Below are 17039 nucleotides of genomic sequence, written 5' to 3'. Positions count from 1 at the left end.
GCGATCGTGTTCGGGTCCGTACTCGACGTCGGCTCGGCCATCTCGCCTCCTGCACAGCGCATCTGCAGGAGTTGTCGCGTCGCCCTCGGGTGCCGTTAACCGCCGACATCGAATCGTGACGTCCGGTCGTCAGCGCGGGGCGAGCGCCCGGATCATCGGTGCGGGATCGCCCGAGGGCACCAGGGCGATGGCCGGGGTGGTCACACCTGCCTCGACGTAGCGCTCCACATGCTCGCGGCAGGCCTCGGGTTCGCCGTGGATCACGAGGGCGTCCACGACGTGGTCCGGGATCGCTTCGAGGGCGGCCTTGCGGTCGCCTTCCGCCCACGCCTTCCACATGCCGGCGAAATCGTCCGAACGGCCGAGGAATTCGTGGAAGGCCCGATAGACGGGGACGTTCATGTAGGCGGCGATCATGCGGCGGCCGATGGCGCGGGCGGTCTCGGTGTCGAAGCCGGGGAGCACGAAGATCCGCGCGACGATCTCCTTGTTCTCGCCGCCCTCGTGGACGTAGGGCGCCACGGTGCGGACGTCGTCGGCGGACAGCCAGTTGATGATGGCGCCGTCGGCCTCACGCCCGGCCAGACGCAGCATGCCCGGGCGCAGTGCCGCCAGCAGCACCGGCGGCGCCGGGTCGGGTACGACGCCGGCCCGGAAGCCGTCGACGGCGAAGGTGTCGTACTTCTCGGAGACCTTTTCCCCCGCCAGCGCCGCACGCAGGAACCGCAGGGTGTCACGGGCACGCTTGAACGGTTCCTCGAAGGGGATGCCGTTCCACTTCTCCACGATGACGTCGGAGGAGGTGCCCACCCCGAGCACGAAGCGGCCGGGTGCGGCGGCGGCGAGGCTCGCGGCCGACATGGCCAGCGTCGCGGGGCCGCGAGTGTAGACGGGGACGATCGCGGTACCCAGGCGCAGGCCGGGAGCCCACACGCTCGCGAGGGTCAGCGGGGTGAACGCATCGGCAGCGCCGGCCTCGGACGACCACACGTCCGTGTACCCGAGATCGGGGAGCTCTTCGATGATGCGTCGCTGGTCGGGCAGGGGGATGCCGTCGAGCGGGACGGTCAGGCCCCATCGTCGTGTCGTGTTCTCCGTCATGACCGTCACCCTAGCCACACTGTGGTTCAGGTCATATCCGGGCGTGTCCCGCCCCGGGCGATCGAGCCCGCCCCGCGCCCACTCCGGTCCTCGGTGTCCGGTCAGCTGTGTCCAGACTCTGTCCGAAGGTGCGCAAAGGAAGTCACGACGACCGCATCAGCCGATCGGTGCATTGAGGCTAAATCCTGTTGACGGCGCTCGGAAGTCGGACAGCTCCGACCACGCTGATGCCGTCCCGACGGAGGTCCGCGATCTGGATCCGCTAGTCTTCGGGCAGACAGAGGGAACTGATCTCGCGGACGACGAGGCGGTCGAGTGGGGCGACGGTCGTGATCGATCTGCCGTCCCACTCGAGGATTTAGCCGTCGGCCCAACTCCCCGGCGGCAGGTCGGGCTCCAACCTGTCGAGCGACGGTGCGTACGCCCTATCGGCGGGCACACAGCTCGAGGAATCGTCGGGGTTTGGCAGACAGTGGGCGCCGCCCCGCGCCCTATTGACATCTCGAGTCGACGGCACAGCCTCCAGATGTGTAGGTGCGTGTCGCACACGATGGAGTGCGACCACCTCGGGGCCAGCTGCTCACTTTTCGACCGGACCCAACAACGAAGCTCAGGGATGCTCCCCGAATCATCCCTGACACGTCTCATTTCCGGTGCAGCCGAAAATGTCCCGACGATTCACCCTTTCCGTTCGGCTATCCCGAACAGTGCGACGCACAGCCGACGATTCCGACCATCCTCGTGACATCAGACACAAACCGACGCGGTTCGGTGAAGTTGGGAAGCCGGATCCTGCGGGCTCATGCCCGACGCTATTCGTGTGCGCGCCGCCACCCGCCGGCCGCCACACCACCTCTCACTCCGCCGCAGGTGACGAAGGAGAACGACGCATGAGTGACCGCCGCGACCGGTTCGATATCCAATCTCTGGCGCACGCGAAACCACTGAGCCTCCAACCCCGGGGAACTGAGATCGTCTTTACGCGGTTTCTAGGCGTGGACGGGGCCCCATAGTGAGGTCCGAGCAGCTTGTCTGCGCTGCTACGAAGATCCGCGCCAGTGACGTCCGAGGATGAACGAGGCCCCTGACATACGACTCGACCGTGCAGCACTTCGTACCAGCTCTCTCGACGCTCTCGAGCGCAGCACACGCTAGCGATCAGGCCCCATCAGACATCCCGATAATCGGCACACCCAACTGACGTTTGTCGCGGCCAGCTCACACAGACATTTACCAGCGCTTCGCTGACCCGACGATCACCTCCGCCTGGCCAACCGAAGCAGCTCACAGCCGCCTCAGCCCGCCTCCCGGCTCAAAGCACCCGAAATCAGAAGGAGCATGATGACTTCCACCCGCAGCTTCATCGACGAAATCACCATCGAGGAGCTCGAGGCCGATCCATACCCGTTCTACGAGCGCCTCCGCAAAGAGGCACCCATTGCCTACGTTCCCGCCCTCGGCATGCACATCGTCTCGACGAAAGAACTGTGTGCTGAGATCTCCAAAGACGACACAACCTGGCCTGCGGTGATCTCCGCTGCCGGCGGCCGCACCTTCGGCCCTCAGGCATTGCTGAATACCAACGGAGACGAGCACCGCAATCTGAGGGACATGGTCGAACCACACCTGCAGCCCTCAGCCGTCGACAAGTACATCGACGATCTCGTCCGACCGTTTGCGCGACAGCGCATTGCCGAGTTCGAGAACGACGGGCACGCGGATATCGTCGCCGCCTACTGCGAGCCGGTGAGTGTCCGCGCACTGGGCGACCTGCTCGGTCTCGGGGATGTCAGCACCGAAAAACTGCGCGAGTGGTTCCACAATCTGAGCGTGTCGTTCACCAATGCGGCAGTCGACGAAAACGGTGAGTTCGCCAACCCCGAAGGGTTCGCCCCCGGCGACCGCGCCAAAGCGGAAATCATCGCGCATGTCGACCCGAAGATCGACAAATGGATCGTCGAACCGGACCATTCAGCCATCTCGCACTGGCTGCACGACGGGATGCCGGAGGGCCAGACCCGCAGTCGCGACGTCATCTACCCCAACCTGTATGTCTTCCTGCTCGGAGCAATGCAGGAGCCCGGTCATGCCATGGCCACGACCTTGGCCGGACTGTTCAGCCGACCGGACCAGCTCGAACGTGTCATCGACGATCCGACTCTGATCCCCCGCGCCGCATCCGAGGGCATGCGCTGGGTTGCCCCGATCTGGTCCGCCGCGGTCAAGCGCGCCGCGAGAGAAGTTACCGTGGGCGGGGTCACGCTTCCTGAGGGTTCAATCGTGATGCTGTCGTACGGTTCGGCCAATCAGGACGAAAACGCGTACAACGCCCCCACCGAATACGACCTCGATCGTGCCCTGGTGCCGAACATGACCTTCGGCGGCGGAAAACACGCATGCGCCGGAACCTATTTCGCCAATGCAGTCGTCCGAATCGGACTCGAAGAATTGCTCGAGGCAATTCCGAACATCGAACGAGACGAAACCCACGAGGTGGACTTTTGGGGATGGGGTTTCCGCGGCCCCAAGCAGCTGTTTGTCGAATGGGAAGTGTAGGCGACCTCGACCTCACCCCTCCTGAATCATCTGCACAGATACGGCGAGCATCGGGAACACCCGAGGTTATCGATATTGAATTGGAGCGCTACCGGAAATGTCTGATCAATATTTGGTCCGTATAGAGGGAAAGAACACGGACATTGCCGTTGAAGAAACCCAATCCATTCTCGATGCTGCCCTGCGGGCCAACGAGTGGCTGCCCCACTCGTGCACTCAGGGAACCTGCGGGACATGCAAACTCAAGGTGCTGCGCGGTGAGGTCGACCACCGCCAGACTCCGGAGTACACCCTGACCGTCGAGGAAAGGGCCGAAGGACTGGCTCTGGGGTGTATGGCCACTCCCCGCTCGGACTTGACCGTCGAGCCGCTCGGCAACGTCAGCGATGACGGCGTGCCTCGTCATCCTCTACGCGACTATGAAGGCACCGTCGTCGTGTTGGACGACATCGCTGCCAACACGCGCAGACTGGTGATCGAGTTGGACACTCCGATGCAGTTCAATGCCGGTCAGTACGCCGAACTCATCGTTCCTGAGCACGCAGGGGCGCGGCAGTACTCGATGGCTAATCCTCCGACCGAGACTCGGCGGCTGGAATTTCACATCAAGCTCACCGCGGGCGGGTTGTCGACCGATGGGTGGATCTTCCGCTCAATGACGCTCGGGGAACGAGTCTCGCTGCGCGGCCCCCTCGGGCAGTTCAATCTCGTCGCGAAACAGGATGAACCGGCGATCTTGATCGGCGGTGGGACGGGGTTGGCTCCACTGAAATCGATCGTCCAACACGCCCTCGTCGAGGACCTCGTCCCAGAACTGTTCCTCTACCACGGCGGCCGCCGGCGGGAAGACCTCTACGATGTCGAATTCTTCCGCGATCTCGAACACCGGCACCCGCATTTCCACTACCGACCCGTTCTCAGCGAGGAGCAGTGGGAAGGGGCAACCGGGCTGGTCACCGATGTCGTGGTCAGCGACTTTCCCTCGTGCAAGGGGATGAGCGCATTCCTTTGCGGCCCACCCGCGATGGTCGATGCGGCGGTCAAGGCACTCAAGCGCAGGCGTATAGCTCCTCGATTGATCTTCCGCGAGGAGTTCGCCATCACGCCCGCAACCAGCACAGCGCCGGCAGTGCTCTGACCTTCAGGATCCACCACGACAAGAGTCTGGGGCAGCGCGTATGTACTCGCTGCCCCAGACTTTGTTCGTTGCCAGTTCATTCGCCCGGGGACGTAACCCGCAGATCTTCCGCAAAGCTGGACCCGAAGGCCGTTCTGTAACCCCGCCCCCGTGAACCGCCGAGCATGCAAGAACCCCAATTGCGCGACTTCAGTGACGTCGGCGGATGCACGGTCCTGCGCGGTTAGGCGTCACCGTATCCAGCTCGCGTCCTCGGATGTTCCGAGTCCCGATTTATCGAGCATGGCAAGTGGCGGGAAATATTGCCTTCAGCCCGAGTAATCCGAGGAGGCTGGCTCGCCCGGCAGCTCGCTCTGCGCTCTGCTGCAGTTCACCAACGGCATCGGTCCATCAGTCTTGACCACCGTGTTCACAGGGAATCGCCCCCCGAACCAGGGGCGGCCATCACCTCGGCCTTCGTCACAATCCTTGGTATCGCGACTGCCGGCCTTTTTCGCATTCCTACCCCTGCCCGCCACAGCTCTAGGCGAGCACAAGCATCTCGTACAGGCCAGTTCTACTGTGCACCAGAGCAATGCACCATCGAATTCGACAGTATGTCTTCACAACTGATGCGGGATACCCACACGAGACATCCTCTCGAGGTCGAGAGCAGACTCGACAGCCTCGATATCAACGGCCTCCATAGGGCGACCGGTCAGCGCTTGCAGCACTACCTCGAGATCGCGTGCGGTCACCGATTCGGTCGTCGAATCTGATACTCGATAACGAATGGGATATTCCATGACATCTCCTGACAGGATAGGGAGACAAGACATCTGGTAGCACTGCTCAACGGACCCAGCTGGGCTGCGACGGTATCCCTGCGAACTTCGCCATCAGCGCCAGCATCCCTTCCCAGGTTGGAGTTGACGCTCAATGCCGTCATCCCGAACCGACACCGATTTCCTTCACAGCAGAGGAAGAACTCGACCGCCCCGGACCTCATTCGAGACCACCCGCCGATGGACATCGCCCCTCAGTCCGTCGATTCGACTACACCAACGGCAATTCTGTATGGGAAGCGCTCCTGTACACACAAAGGTCTCCGATGTGGAGAGTTGTTCAACTCGCTGTCCACATCGGAGACCTCAGGCTCTCAACAACAATCACACGATTGCGGTTGAGCGGGTGCACGATCCCAATCAGGCGGGCGAACCGGAAACCGCCCGCGAGTGGTCGATGTCGTCCGGGATGGCCTGCTCGGCAGCAGCCACATCCGGATCCTCGATCGGCGCGCCGGGACCGAAGTGGGCGAACTTCTCGATGTGCTGATCCAGCGCGAGCGGATTGGGAGTGCCATACGTAAAGTACGTTTCCCACGGCAGCTTCGCACCGCCAACAGCGAGACCGGTATCGATGTCGGACATCTGCCAGGTCTTGGTCTCAGCGTCAGGATCCAGATGCAGATAGCCGGCTTCACCGAACAGCTCGATACGGTTTCCACCGGGCTCGAACACGTACAGGAACTGCCCCTGGGTGATGCCGTGCTTATCCGGACCAGCCTCGATCTGGATGTCATAGTCACGGAACATCTCGACCGCGTCGGCCAGGTGCTGTCCGGTGCCGTAGTAGAACGCCACGTGATGAAGCTTGCCGTTCCCACCGGTCATGTCGCGCATACAGGCAACTTCGTGACCGAGCAGGTTCGAGCTCATCCACGCCCCGATTTCGACGTTGCCGTCGACGACACGTTCAGTGGTCCGGAACCCGAGGTGCTGCTCGAACGATTCCTTGAGCGCGGTGACATTCGACGCCATCAGGTTGAGGTGATCGATGCGCTTGACCGGAATACCCGACAGCGGCTTCTTGGAAGGACGCGAAAGGATCTTGCTCTGCAGTGCCGTCGGGGCGACGTACTTCTCGACCTCCCACAACAACTGCAGGTTGTGTCCATCCGGGGACTGGAACTCGAAGGTCTTGCCGTAACCGAACTGGTCCTCGCTCCACTTACCGTCGACGTTGCCCTGCTCGAGCGATGCCACCCGACGTTCGAGTGCTTCCGGAGAGCTCGCGCGCAGCGCGGCGTGACCCATTCCTGCCTCGGGTGCCTCGGTGACCTTCAAGCTCCACTGGTACGGATCCTCGTAGCCTCGAAGGTATACGGACTGACCCTCCCGATGAGTGACATACATGCCGAGGAACTTGGTGAAGAAGTCGAGCGTCTCCTGCGGCTTGGGAGTGAACAGTTCGGTGCGAGCGAGATGCGCGATATCGAATCGAGCAGTGAGTTCGGTCATGGCTACTCCTGATCTGAGCTGTCCGGGCGAGCTGCACCGGGCTGTGGTGGTGACCACGAGCTTGCGGCGATGTAAACCAGGCAGTCGCTGACATCCGGGATAACCGAACAGGGACGTTCCCGACCGCGCACATGTTCAGGACCACGGGATTTCCGCCTTCCGACCAGCAACCCCTTCCTAGCGTCGAGCCCATTACCCGAGAGTTCAGGGAAGGCCGCACAGATGAGTCGATTGAAAGCTGCGATCGTCGGATCCGGCAACATCGGAACAGACCTGATGTACAAGTTGCTGCGATCCGAGCACGTCGATCCCATGTACATGATCGGTATCGATCCGACCAGCGAGGGGCTCGAACGAGCCCGACAGGAAGGCCTCGAGGCCTCCGCAAAGGGAATCGACTGGTTACTCAACCGGCCCGACCTTCCCGACGTGGTCTTCGAAGCGACATCAGCGAAAGTCCACGCCGCCGCTGCCCCGCGCTACGCCGAAGCCGGCATCCGCGCGATCGATCTGACACCTGCCTCAGTGGGCCCGTACGTGGTGCCGGCCGTGAACCTCAGCACGCACCTGGACGCGCCGAACGTGAACATGGTCAGTTGCGCCGGCCAGGCCACCATCCCGATCCTGTATGCCATCAACGAGGTCGCCGACGCGTCCTACGGCGAGATCGTCGCTGCCATCGCCTCGCACAGCGCCGGACCCGGCACCCGGCAGAACCTCAGCGAGTTCAGCGAGAAAACCGGCAAGGCACTTGCCCAGGTCGCCGGAGCCGATCGCGCCAAGGCCATCTCGGTGATCAACCCAGCCGAACCACCGATGAACATGCGCGACACGGTCTACGCCAAAGTCCGCAACCCCGACCCGGCCGCGATCGAGCGCGCAGTGATCGACATGGTCGCCAAGGTCCAGCAGTACGTCCCCGGCTACACCCTGCGCCTGGTCGACGTCGACGGCGACCAGGTCACCGTCATGCTCGAGGTCGTCGGCGCCGGCGACTTCTTGCCCACCTACGCCGGAAATCTCGACATCATCACCGCCGCCGCCGTGCAGGTCGCCGACGTCATGGCCCAGCGCACCCTCGTCAAGGAAGCAATCCAGTGACCACCACCGCCACCACCGATACACCCCGCAAGGTCACCCTCGTCGACACCACACTGCGCGACGGCATGTCGTCGGTCTCGCATCAGTTCACCACGCAGAACGTCGCCGATATCGCCCGCGGACTCGATCAGGCCGGCATCCCGACCATCGAGGTCGCCCACGGCATCGGCCTCGGCGCCTCGTCCATCCAGTACGGCTTCGCCGCCGCCACCGACCCCGAGTACGTGCGCGCCGCGGTCGACGCCGTCGACAACGCCGACATCGCCGCGCTCTACGTGCCAGGCATCGCTACCCTCGCCGAACTGCAAAGAGCGATCGACGCGGGCATCAAAACCGTCCGGGTAGCGGTGCACTGCACCGAAGCCGACTGCGGCCAGCAACCCATCGAATGGGCGAAAGAACACGGCCTCAACGTCATGACGTTCCTGATGATGAGCCACAAACTCGACCCCGAGCCGCTCGCCGAGCAAGCCGCCAAGCTCGATTCCTACGGCGCCGACGTCGTCTACGTCGTCGACTCTGCCGGCGCCATGGTGCCGCAGCACGCCGGCGAGCGCGTCGCCGCGCTGCGGCAGGCGATCTCCGCCGACATCGGCTTCCACGCCCACAACAACCTCGGGGTCGGTATCGCCAACGCTTTGGCCGCCGCGGAGAACGGGGCGACATTCATCGACGGATCTCTGCGCGGGCTCGGCGCCAGCGCCGGCAACGCCCAGACCGAGGTATTGGCCGCCGCGTTCGAACGAGCCGGCTGGGACACCGGCGTCGACCTGTTCACACTCATCGACACCGCCGAGCACATCGTCGCGCCGCTGATGAAAGAACCCCAGATCGTCGACGAGACCGCACTGATCCTCGGCTACGCCGGTGTCTACTCGACATTCTTCCACCCCACCAAACGCGCCGCGAAGAAATTCGGTGTCTCCACCCGCGACATCCTGATCGAACTCGGCCGACGCGGTGTCATCGGCGGCCAGGAGGACATGATCATCGACGTCGCTTCCGAGCTCGCCGGCCGCACCTACGAACTCCCGGCCCGCGCCGGAGTCTGACACAGGAGACTGTCATGACCCACACCCACAACGCACCGTCGACCACACAGGTCCGTCATCTCATCGGCGGCGAATGGAAGCACGCATCGGACGGAGCAACTTTCGAATCGATCGATCCGCACGACGGGTCGCTACTCGGTGTCGTACCCAAGGGCACCGCCGAAGACGGACAAGCTGCGATCACCGCCGCCCGCCACGCCTTCGACAGCGGGCCCTGGCCACAGATGTCGCCGAAGGAACGCGCAAAGATCCTGCACGCGGTCGCCGACAAGGTCGACGAGCACCGCGAAGAACTCGCCCAGCTCGAAACCCGCGACGGCGGTAAGGGCATCAACCAGTCCCTGCACGCCGAAATCCCGCGCGTGGCGCACAACCTGCGGTTCTTCGCCGACTACGCGTCGATGGCCGCCAACGAGGCCTACCCCGACGGGGATCTGCTGTCCTACGTGCTCTACCCGCCTGCCGGCGTGGTCTCGGCGATCAGCCCCTGGAACGCACCCCTGATGCTGGCCACCTGGAAGATCGCGCCCGCCCTGGCGTTCGGTAACACCGCAATCCTCAAACCGGCACCCCAAACCCCACTGACTGCACACCGCTTCGCCGAACTCGCACTCGAAGCCGGACTGCCCGACGGAGTACTCAACGTAGTACACGGTTTCGGTGGCGAAGCCGTCGCCGGCCCGCTGACCTCCGATCCGCGAGTCGACCGGATCACCTTCACCGGGTCGAGTGCCACAGGAGTCAAGATCCTTCAGGCAGCAGCACCCAACCACACGCCGGTCTCGGCCGAGATGGGCGGAAAGTCCGCAAACATCATCTTCGCCGACGCCGACCTCGACGTGGCCGTACCGATGTCGATCCGTGCGATCTTCGGCGGCAACGGACAGGTGTGCCTGGCCGGATCCCGACTGCTCGTGCAGAACAGCATCATGGACGAGTTCCTCGAGCGGTTCGTCGACGAGGCGAACAAGCTCAGCGTCGGCGATCCGAAGGATCCGTCGAACTTCATCGGCCCGCTCATCGAACAACGCCATCTCGACAAAGTCCACGGCTATGTCGAACTCGCGCAGCAGGAAGGCGGGAAAGTCGTCACCGGCGGCGCCCGTCTGGCCGGCGACGCCCACGCCAAGGGCTTCTACTATCCCCCCACCGTCATCACTGGGCTGACCAATGACTCCCGGACCGCGCAAGAGGAGATCTTCGGGCCCGTCGAAACCGTCCTGGGTTTCGACACAGAAGACGAGGCACTGCGCATCGCCAACGACTCACGCTATGGCCTGGCCGGGATGCTGTTCACCCAGAACCTCGACCGCGCCCACCGGATGGCCGCGCGCTGGAAGGCCGGCACCGTATGGATCAACTGCTTCTTCGAACGCGACCTGCGTCTCCCCTTCGGAGGCGAAGGCGCCAGCGGCCTGGGACGTGAAGGCGGTCAGTACTCCCGCGACTTCTTCACCGAACCGCGCGCCGTGACCCTTCGGCTGCGCGGCTGATCCGGTCCTTNGCGGCCGGTGCAGTAGGTGCTGCACCGGCCGTCCCCGCTTCTCCCCGAGGAGTAATCACCCGTGACCTGCCCCAAGTTGTGTGTCGTCGTCGGCGCCACCGGTGCGATGGGCACCGAGTTCACCCGACGCCTGGTCCGTCGAGGCCTACGCGTGATCGCGGTCGCGCGCAACGCCGAAGACCTCAAAACCCTTGCAGCCGAAAACAACCTGATCATCCCCTGTGTCACCGACATCAGCGACGACAGTGCGATCGAGGCGATCTCCGCCTATGTCGACGCGCCGATCCGGCTGGCCGTGTTCGCCGCGGGTCTGCCGGTACGTGGTTCCGCCGACACCATCAGCCCCGGCGAGCTTGCTGTAGGGGCGAACATCAAGGTCGGCGGGCTGGTACGGCTGCTGCACGCAGTCCGCGGCCAGCTGGTCCCCGGATCGCGATTCGTCGCCGTCGCCGGATCGCTCGGTTTCGAACCCGGCCCGCTCGACGCCGCGCCGGGCACCGTCAACGCCGCAGTGTTCAATCTGATGCGCCAGCTCAGCGCCCTGTACGGACCGAAGGGCATCACCACACACACCATCGCGCCCGGCCCGGTCGACACGCCACGGCTCCGCAAATTCGTCGAAACCGAAGCAGCCGAGACCGGCCGCGATCTCGACACCATTTGGGAGCGCTACCGCGCCAAGACCACGCTCGGCCGGTTACCGACGCTGGACGAGCTCGGCTGGGTCCTCGAGATGCTGCTCGCCCCCGAGGCGAGCGTGCTGCACGGCAGCGTCCTCAACGTCGACGCCGGCACACGCCACGGCGTCCAATAGAGCACCACTCCCGAAAGGCCCTCTCATGCCTGTTGCACATTTCCATCTGCTCGACGGACGGTTCACCGTCGAGCAGCGGCACCGTCTGCTTGTCGAGGCGAGCCACTGCTATTCGGAGGTTCTCGACTCCCCGCTCGAGCGAGTTCGGACCTTCATCGTCCGCTACACCACCGATGATGTCGCGGTCGCCGGCGCGGTTGCCTCCGAGAGCAGCACGGCTGCACCGTACTTTACAGCCATCGTGCTGGCGGGTCGTCCTCGCGCACAGCGCGAGGAGCTCGCGGCCCGGTTCACCGACCTGATCGTCGATGTACTCGGGGTGCCGCGTTCGGCCGTCCGTGGTCGGATCATCGAGGTGGACCCGGCGAACTGGTTCATCGGCGGCCACTCAGCAGCGGGGGTACGCGCCGACGAGATCGCCGCTCGCGCGGACAGCGGATCGTCCATCTGATCTACCCGACACCGCAAGGGGGTGGGATCGACCTTCGGCAATCCCACCCCCTGTCCGAGGGGTTTACTCAGAACCCCCACGGGTCGTCGCGCAGCAACTCGAGCGACCGGAAGCTACCGGTGTAGAAGACGAGCGGATGTCCGTCGTCATACCACAGTTGCTCCACTCGGCCCACGTACAACATGTGGTCACCGGCGGGATACGAGGCGTCCACCGAACAGGCCAGGTGCACCAGCGCGCCTTCGAGGAGAGGAACCTCCCGGCGCCAGACGAATCGCACCAGATCGGGTTGATGGGCAGCTCCTGCGAAGTGCAGTGACAACGGCTCCTGATCTGTCGCCAGGATCGAAACACCGTACTTGCCGGTCTTGTTGATCCGCTCGTTCATCTTGGCTCGGTTCGCGATGGATATCAGAACAAGCGGGGGGTCGAGCGAAACGGAGGTGAATGCGTTGGCCGTCATACCGTGCACCGACGCGTCGTCCTCGCTTTCGGCGGTGGTGACGATGGTGACGCCGCTGGCGAACCGGCCGAGGGCCTTCCGCATCTGTAGGGGTGTGACCTCGATTCCGCCGTTCGGGGTGTTGTCGGTCATGGTCGTGCTCGTCATCGTCGCGTCCCGTTCAACCACGCACGATCTTCAGATCATCATTGCTGATCAAGTCCGGACGTGTCCACCCGTCGACGTTGTACTCGGACATGCACTTCTCGGCGAAGCCCTTGAGCTCGGTATCCAGTCCCTGGGCCTGGTAGGCGAACAATGTCTGGAAGCGGACGGCCTCGTGGTCGCCACCGTAGTTGCGCTCGTACAGCTCGTGCCGACCTCCGAACTCGGTGCCCACGGCATCCCACAGCAGCTTGAGCAGCTGCACACGATCGATCGCGGTGATGCCGTTGGACCCGCGCACGTACTGGTCGAGGTAGGGCCGGATGTCGGGGTTACCCCAGTCGCTCGAATGCGAATTCAGGTAGATCAAGCTGCTACCGAGCGTCTGCTGGATGATCTCCTTGATCCGCGGATAGCCCACCCCCATGAACGTGCGATAGGCCAGACCGTAGTTCAGGTTCGGCTGCACAGCCCCGTTCACCCACTCATCGGGAGACTTGGCCATCGCATCCGACAAGCCCCAGAACATATCGCGCCAGTTGAGGATCTCGCCGATCTGCATCTGGACACCACGAAAATTGTTGGTACCTGTCGTCTCCACCGCCTTCAGAACACAGCCGGCGATGAAGTCGAGCTTGACCGCCAAGCGTGCACAACCATGGAACATGAACCGAGCCATGAACCCGGACTTCGTCACAAATCCGTTCGTGGTGTCCGCGTCATAGGCAAACACGTTCTCCCACGGAACCAGCACACGATCGAACACCATGATCGCGTCGTTCTCGTCGAAGCGGCTCGACAAGGGATTATCGAACGGGCTGCCCATCACTGCAGCGTTCATCTCGTAGGACGTCCGACAGAACAGCTTCAAGCCCGGCGAGTCCATCGGAATAGTGAAGATCAACCCGAACTTCTTGTTGCGCAGCGGAAGTCCATAATGGGCGATGAAATTGGCATTGGTGATCGCAGACCCGGTCGCCACCACTTTGGCGCCGGAAACGATCACGCCGGCGTCGGTTTCCTCCACCACATGTACGCAGATGTCCGCGGTCTCGTCGGCAGGCTTATCACGGTCGATGGGCGGATTGACGATCGCGTGATTGAGATAGAGCACCCGCTCCTGCGCCTTCTTGTACCAGTCGAGTGCGTTCTGCCTGTACTCACCGTAGAAGTCCGCGTTGGCACCGAGGGTCCCGAGGAAAGAGGCCTTGTAGTCGGGCGACCGGCCCATCCACCCGTACACCTCACGTTGCCACGCGACGATCGCGTCGCGGGACAGAAGAAGATCGTCGGAACTGTGGGCGGTCTTGAAGAACGGGTGCGTGAATCCACCGTTACCCGTATCGGTCGGCACCGCCAGCACCCCCTGGGCTTCGGGGGTATGAAGCGCGTCGTACATCCGAGCGATCGAGCGAACCGAATTCCGGAAAGCCGGATGAGTCGTGACATCCGGGACACGTTCTCCGCGGAAATACACTTCGCGTCCATCCTTCAAGGACTCGATGTACTCCGCGCCGGTCATCGGCCGGACATCGTTGGGGGTTCCGGTGGAGGTCTCGAGAATAGTTGGCGTCGTCACGTGCTCACTCCTGTTGTCGAGCTCAGACCGAGACGGTGTTCTCGGCCGATGCGAATCCAGGCGCCGCTCCGAGGCAATTCCGCACTCGACGGTCCGTACAGAGCCAGCTCCCTGTGACACGGAACACTAGATTCCGGAGGTACCGATAAACATGACTGAGCGCGAACGATGGAGTGACTCCACGCGTAAATCCACCAAACCCACTGTGGTATCTCTCGATACGCGAGGGCTCGACTCCACGGAAGGCCGTAATCTGTGGGCGAACACAGTCGGCACCCTCTATTGCGAGTCGGACGTGGCATGGCCCAATCCACGCCAACCGTTCATCGCAGAATGGGGCGGTCATCCCATCGGAGAACTGCATGTCAGCACGATGCGCGCGGACGTCCACTCGGTCATCCGTTCGCCGGCGATGGTGCGTTCGGACGACGCGGGAGACTTCCTCGTGTTGGTGGTGACCGACGGTAACGTCCGCGTCACCCAAAACGGACGCAGCGGAGTTCTCGAGCAGGGATCGTTCGCGTTACTGGACTGCGCCGCCCCGTTCGAATTCGAAGCCGAGTCGAATTTTCGTCAGGTCGTCATCGACACTCCCAGACCCCTGCTCGAAGCGCGGTTACCCCAGCGAGTACTCGAGCAGGGAACCGGGCTGCCCATCAGTGGGATCTCGGGAACGGGCCGACTCGTGAGCAGGTTCCTCCTCGACGTCGCCGAACAGGACCGGACACTGCCGACGAGGTCAGCGGTCTCGATATCATCCGTCGCTCTCGACCTGCTGGTCACCGCCCTCACCGACAGCGCCACCGAGACCGACCCGACGAAGATCAGTCACGCGCGTGATCTGGCCGAAGTGCAGCGGATCGTCGAGCGACAGCTACACGATCCCGCTTTATCACTATCCAGGGTCGCTGCAGAAGTGGGGATGTCTGTGCGACACATTCAGAACCTCTTCCGTGAGCAAGGCACGGCCCCTCGCGCCTGGCTGTACCGCACACGGGTGGAGCGAGCACGTAAGTACCTCCTGAGCACCGATCTGACAGTCGCCGAAGTGAGTGAGCAATCAGGCTTTCGCGATGTGTCCCATTTCAGCCGCACATTCCGCGCCGCATACGGTTCCAGCCCTGGCCGTTATCGAACCGAACACCGCTGACCTACACAGGTGGCCCGATTCGCTCCGGGTCACCTCCGCGGCTCATGCCGACAGTCGAGCCGGTCCTGCGCCCTCTACCGCGAACTCTTCCGTCGAGACAGTTCGCGAGATCGACACCAGATGCATGCCGACTACGCGGACGTAGGACACGGGTGCTTCGCGGCGAAGTCGAGCGTCATGGGGTTCCGGTCGGTGTCACTCCTTCAGGTGATCCAATCGCCCCAGGCGGAGCAGCGCGGGTCACGATCTACTCCGTTCGGGACGAGTGCGGACGCGGAAGCTGTGGGCGTGACTCCGGGGAGCGAATACCTCCTATATTCGAAGCCGGTGTGATCTGCAACACTAGGATATGGAGGTGAGCAGCGACATGACCGACAGTGCACAGAACAATGACTCCGATTGCACCGACAAGGGCAGCGCCAAGGTCGTAATCAGCACACGCGAGCTCGAATCGAGCGAGGTACGTTCGCGGTGGGTAGACACACTCGACTCGACATACTGCGAACTCGACGTCGACTGGCCTGACATATCGGACTCGTTCGGGGCGGAACTATCGGTGCGTCCCTTCGTCGACGTCACAGTCAGTGTCGTACGCGCAGACCCACACACAGTAATCCGCACCCCGAACATGATCTCGTCCGATCCCAACGACGACTACCTACTGTGCTTGATCACGAGCGGTACAGCGGTCATCGGTCAACACTCTCGGTCCGCAAAGCTCGAAAGCGGGGCGTTCGGAATCCTCGACTCATCGGCGCCGTTCATCGTCGACGCCCAGACCGAGTTCGAGCAGATTGTCGTCCGCGCGCCGCGCGCGGTGTTTGCGCCACATCTTCCCCTGGAAGCCGTAGCGGAGATTACCGGTGAAGGTTTTTCCGGCCACAGCGGCATCAGCCGATACGTCTCTCGCCTATTCGTCGACATGGCAACTGACGACTCCCTTCTTTCGCCCAACTCCTCAGCCTCCGTTGCCGCGTGCGCGATGGACCTACTCGTATCCGCCATCAGTGAACGCACAACTCCGTTCAACACCACCAAACGAGTTCACAACAAGGACTTTCGAGTCATACAGCAGGCAATGCAACGACACATGACAGACCCCGACTACTCGATCAGCGACCTTGCAGCCGAACTGGGAATGTCCGTGCGGTACATCCACAAACTATTCAGCGCAGCAGGCACGACACCACGCACATGGCTGAATCAACAGCGGCTCGAGCGAGCTCGCAAACTCTTGCTGAGCACCGACGCCACGATCTCTACCATCAGCGTCCGCGTAGGTTTCCGCGATGTCTCGCATTTCAGTCGAGCGTTCCGACGTCGCTTCGGGACCAGCCCACTGCATTTCCGCATGCAGCAACTCGGCACCAGCACCAGCAGCGACAACGGGTGACCAGACCGCCACGTTCTGACCTGTAGCCGTCATCGTGTATTCAATAGCGGTTTTCGAACTCCCGCAACGGTGTTCAGCAACCGCCGGTAAGCTGTTGAGCAATNGCTGGCGCGTCCGCAAATCGGACGCGCCAGCACCAGCGTTGAATCTCGCCGACTCCCTCGTAGATTTCCGACGGTCTCGCCTGCGACGTCCAACCGCAGCCATCTGCGACGTTGCTCGTCTGTCCCCGGTCAAGGCATTGCCGGCGACGACGTGCCGTCGTCATAGCGGCTCTTCGCACTTGGTAGGGGCGGGTGTCGATCGACCCCGTT

The 17039-nt window shown here is 62.9% G+C and carries 14 protein-coding genes; 9 read left to right on the top strand and 5 right to left on the bottom strand.

Going from position 1 to position 17039, the window contains the following annotated elements; genetic code table 11:
* Positions 1-129: 129 nt before the first annotated feature.
* Positions 130-1101: an LLM class F420-dependent oxidoreductase gene (locus QR64_RS17635; RefSeq protein ID WP_019290753.1), complete on the bottom strand. Its 972-nt coding sequence runs from the start codon at positions 1099-1101 to the stop codon at positions 130-132.
* 1341 nt (positions 1102-2442) lie between these two features.
* Here QR64_RS17635 and QR64_RS17630 point away from each other — a divergent pair.
* The gene (locus tag QR64_RS17630; RefSeq protein WP_024102186.1) at positions 2443-3657 is read left to right on the top strand and encodes a cytochrome P450; all 1215 of its coding nucleotides are present in this window, start codon (positions 2443-2445) and stop codon (positions 3655-3657) included.
* Between the two features lie 97 nt (positions 3658-3754).
* Positions 3755-4795, top strand: coding sequence for an NADH:ubiquinone reductase (Na(+)-transporting) subunit F (locus tag QR64_RS17625; RefSeq protein WP_039586484.1), 1041 nt, complete (start codon positions 3755-3757; stop codon positions 4793-4795).
* Positions 4796-5397: 602 nt separating this feature from the next.
* On the opposite strand, the gene QR64_RS26590 is transcribed toward QR64_RS17625, so the two are convergent.
* Entirely contained in the window at positions 5398-5580 is a 183-nt protein-coding gene (locus tag QR64_RS26590; RefSeq protein ID WP_138941515.1) for a hypothetical protein, read from the bottom strand.
* Between the two features lie 399 nt (positions 5581-5979).
* Positions 5980-7074, bottom strand: a complete 1095-nt coding sequence (locus QR64_RS17620; protein WP_039586482.1) for a VOC family protein — start codon at positions 7072-7074, stop codon at positions 5980-5982.
* 222 nt (positions 7075-7296) lie between these two features.
* Here QR64_RS17620 and QR64_RS17615 point away from each other — a divergent pair, with 222 nt between their 5' ends.
* From QR64_RS17615 to QR64_RS17595, 5 genes are all read left to right on the top strand, one after another.
* Positions 7297-8175, top strand: coding sequence for an acetaldehyde dehydrogenase (acetylating) (locus QR64_RS17615; RefSeq protein ID WP_006551041.1), 879 nt, complete (start codon positions 7297-7299; stop codon positions 8173-8175).
* Entirely contained in the window at positions 8172-9227 is a 1056-nt protein-coding gene (gene dmpG / locus QR64_RS17610; protein WP_006551042.1) for a 4-hydroxy-2-oxovalerate aldolase, read from the top strand. Before QR64_RS17615 ends, dmpG begins: the two co-directional genes overlap by 4 nt.
* 14 nt (positions 9228-9241) lie before the next feature.
* Positions 9242-10720 (top strand): aldehyde dehydrogenase, encoded by a 1479-nt coding sequence (locus tag QR64_RS17605; RefSeq protein ID WP_019290744.1) that lies wholly within the window; start codon positions 9242-9244, stop codon positions 10718-10720.
* A 72-nt stretch (positions 10721-10792) separates the two neighbouring features.
* A complete protein-coding gene (locus QR64_RS17600) occupies positions 10793-11545 on the top strand; it encodes an SDR family NAD(P)-dependent oxidoreductase (RefSeq protein WP_039586480.1) in 753 nt (250 codons plus the stop codon).
* Positions 11546-11570: 25 nt separating this feature from the next.
* Complete coding sequence (locus tag QR64_RS17595; RefSeq protein ID WP_006551045.1) at positions 11571-11996, top strand: tautomerase family protein; 426 nt, start codon at positions 11571-11573, stop codon at positions 11994-11996.
* A gap of 67 nt (positions 11997-12063) precedes the next feature.
* Here QR64_RS17595 and nphA read toward each other — a convergent pair whose 3' ends face one another.
* Complete coding sequence (gene nphA, locus QR64_RS17590) at positions 12064-12591, bottom strand: NADH-dependent flavin reductase (protein WP_039586529.1); 528 nt, start codon at positions 12589-12591, stop codon at positions 12064-12066.
* Between the two features lie 28 nt (positions 12592-12619).
* The gene (locus tag QR64_RS17585) at positions 12620-14125 is read right to left on the bottom strand and encodes a 4-hydroxyphenylacetate 3-hydroxylase family protein (protein ID WP_139192999.1); all 1506 of its coding nucleotides are present in this window, start codon (positions 14123-14125) and stop codon (positions 12620-12622) included.
* 208 nt (positions 14126-14333) lie between these two features.
* Between QR64_RS17585 and QR64_RS17580 the strand changes: the two genes are divergently transcribed.
* Positions 14334-15332 (top strand): helix-turn-helix domain-containing protein, encoded by a 999-nt coding sequence (locus QR64_RS17580; RefSeq protein ID WP_039586476.1) that lies wholly within the window; start codon positions 14334-14336, stop codon positions 15330-15332.
* A gap of 367 nt (positions 15333-15699) precedes the next feature.
* Entirely contained in the window at positions 15700-16725 is a 1026-nt protein-coding gene (locus QR64_RS17570) for a helix-turn-helix domain-containing protein (protein ID WP_039586527.1), read from the top strand.
* Positions 16726-17039 lie beyond the last annotated feature (314 nt).

Origin of the sequence: Rhodococcus sp. Chr-9 (assembly GCF_000801125.1) — a bacterium.
Lineage (GTDB): Bacteria > Actinomycetota > Actinomycetes > Mycobacteriales > Mycobacteriaceae > Rhodococcus > Rhodococcus pyridinivorans.
This window is presented reverse-complemented; position numbering and strand designations above follow the sequence as displayed.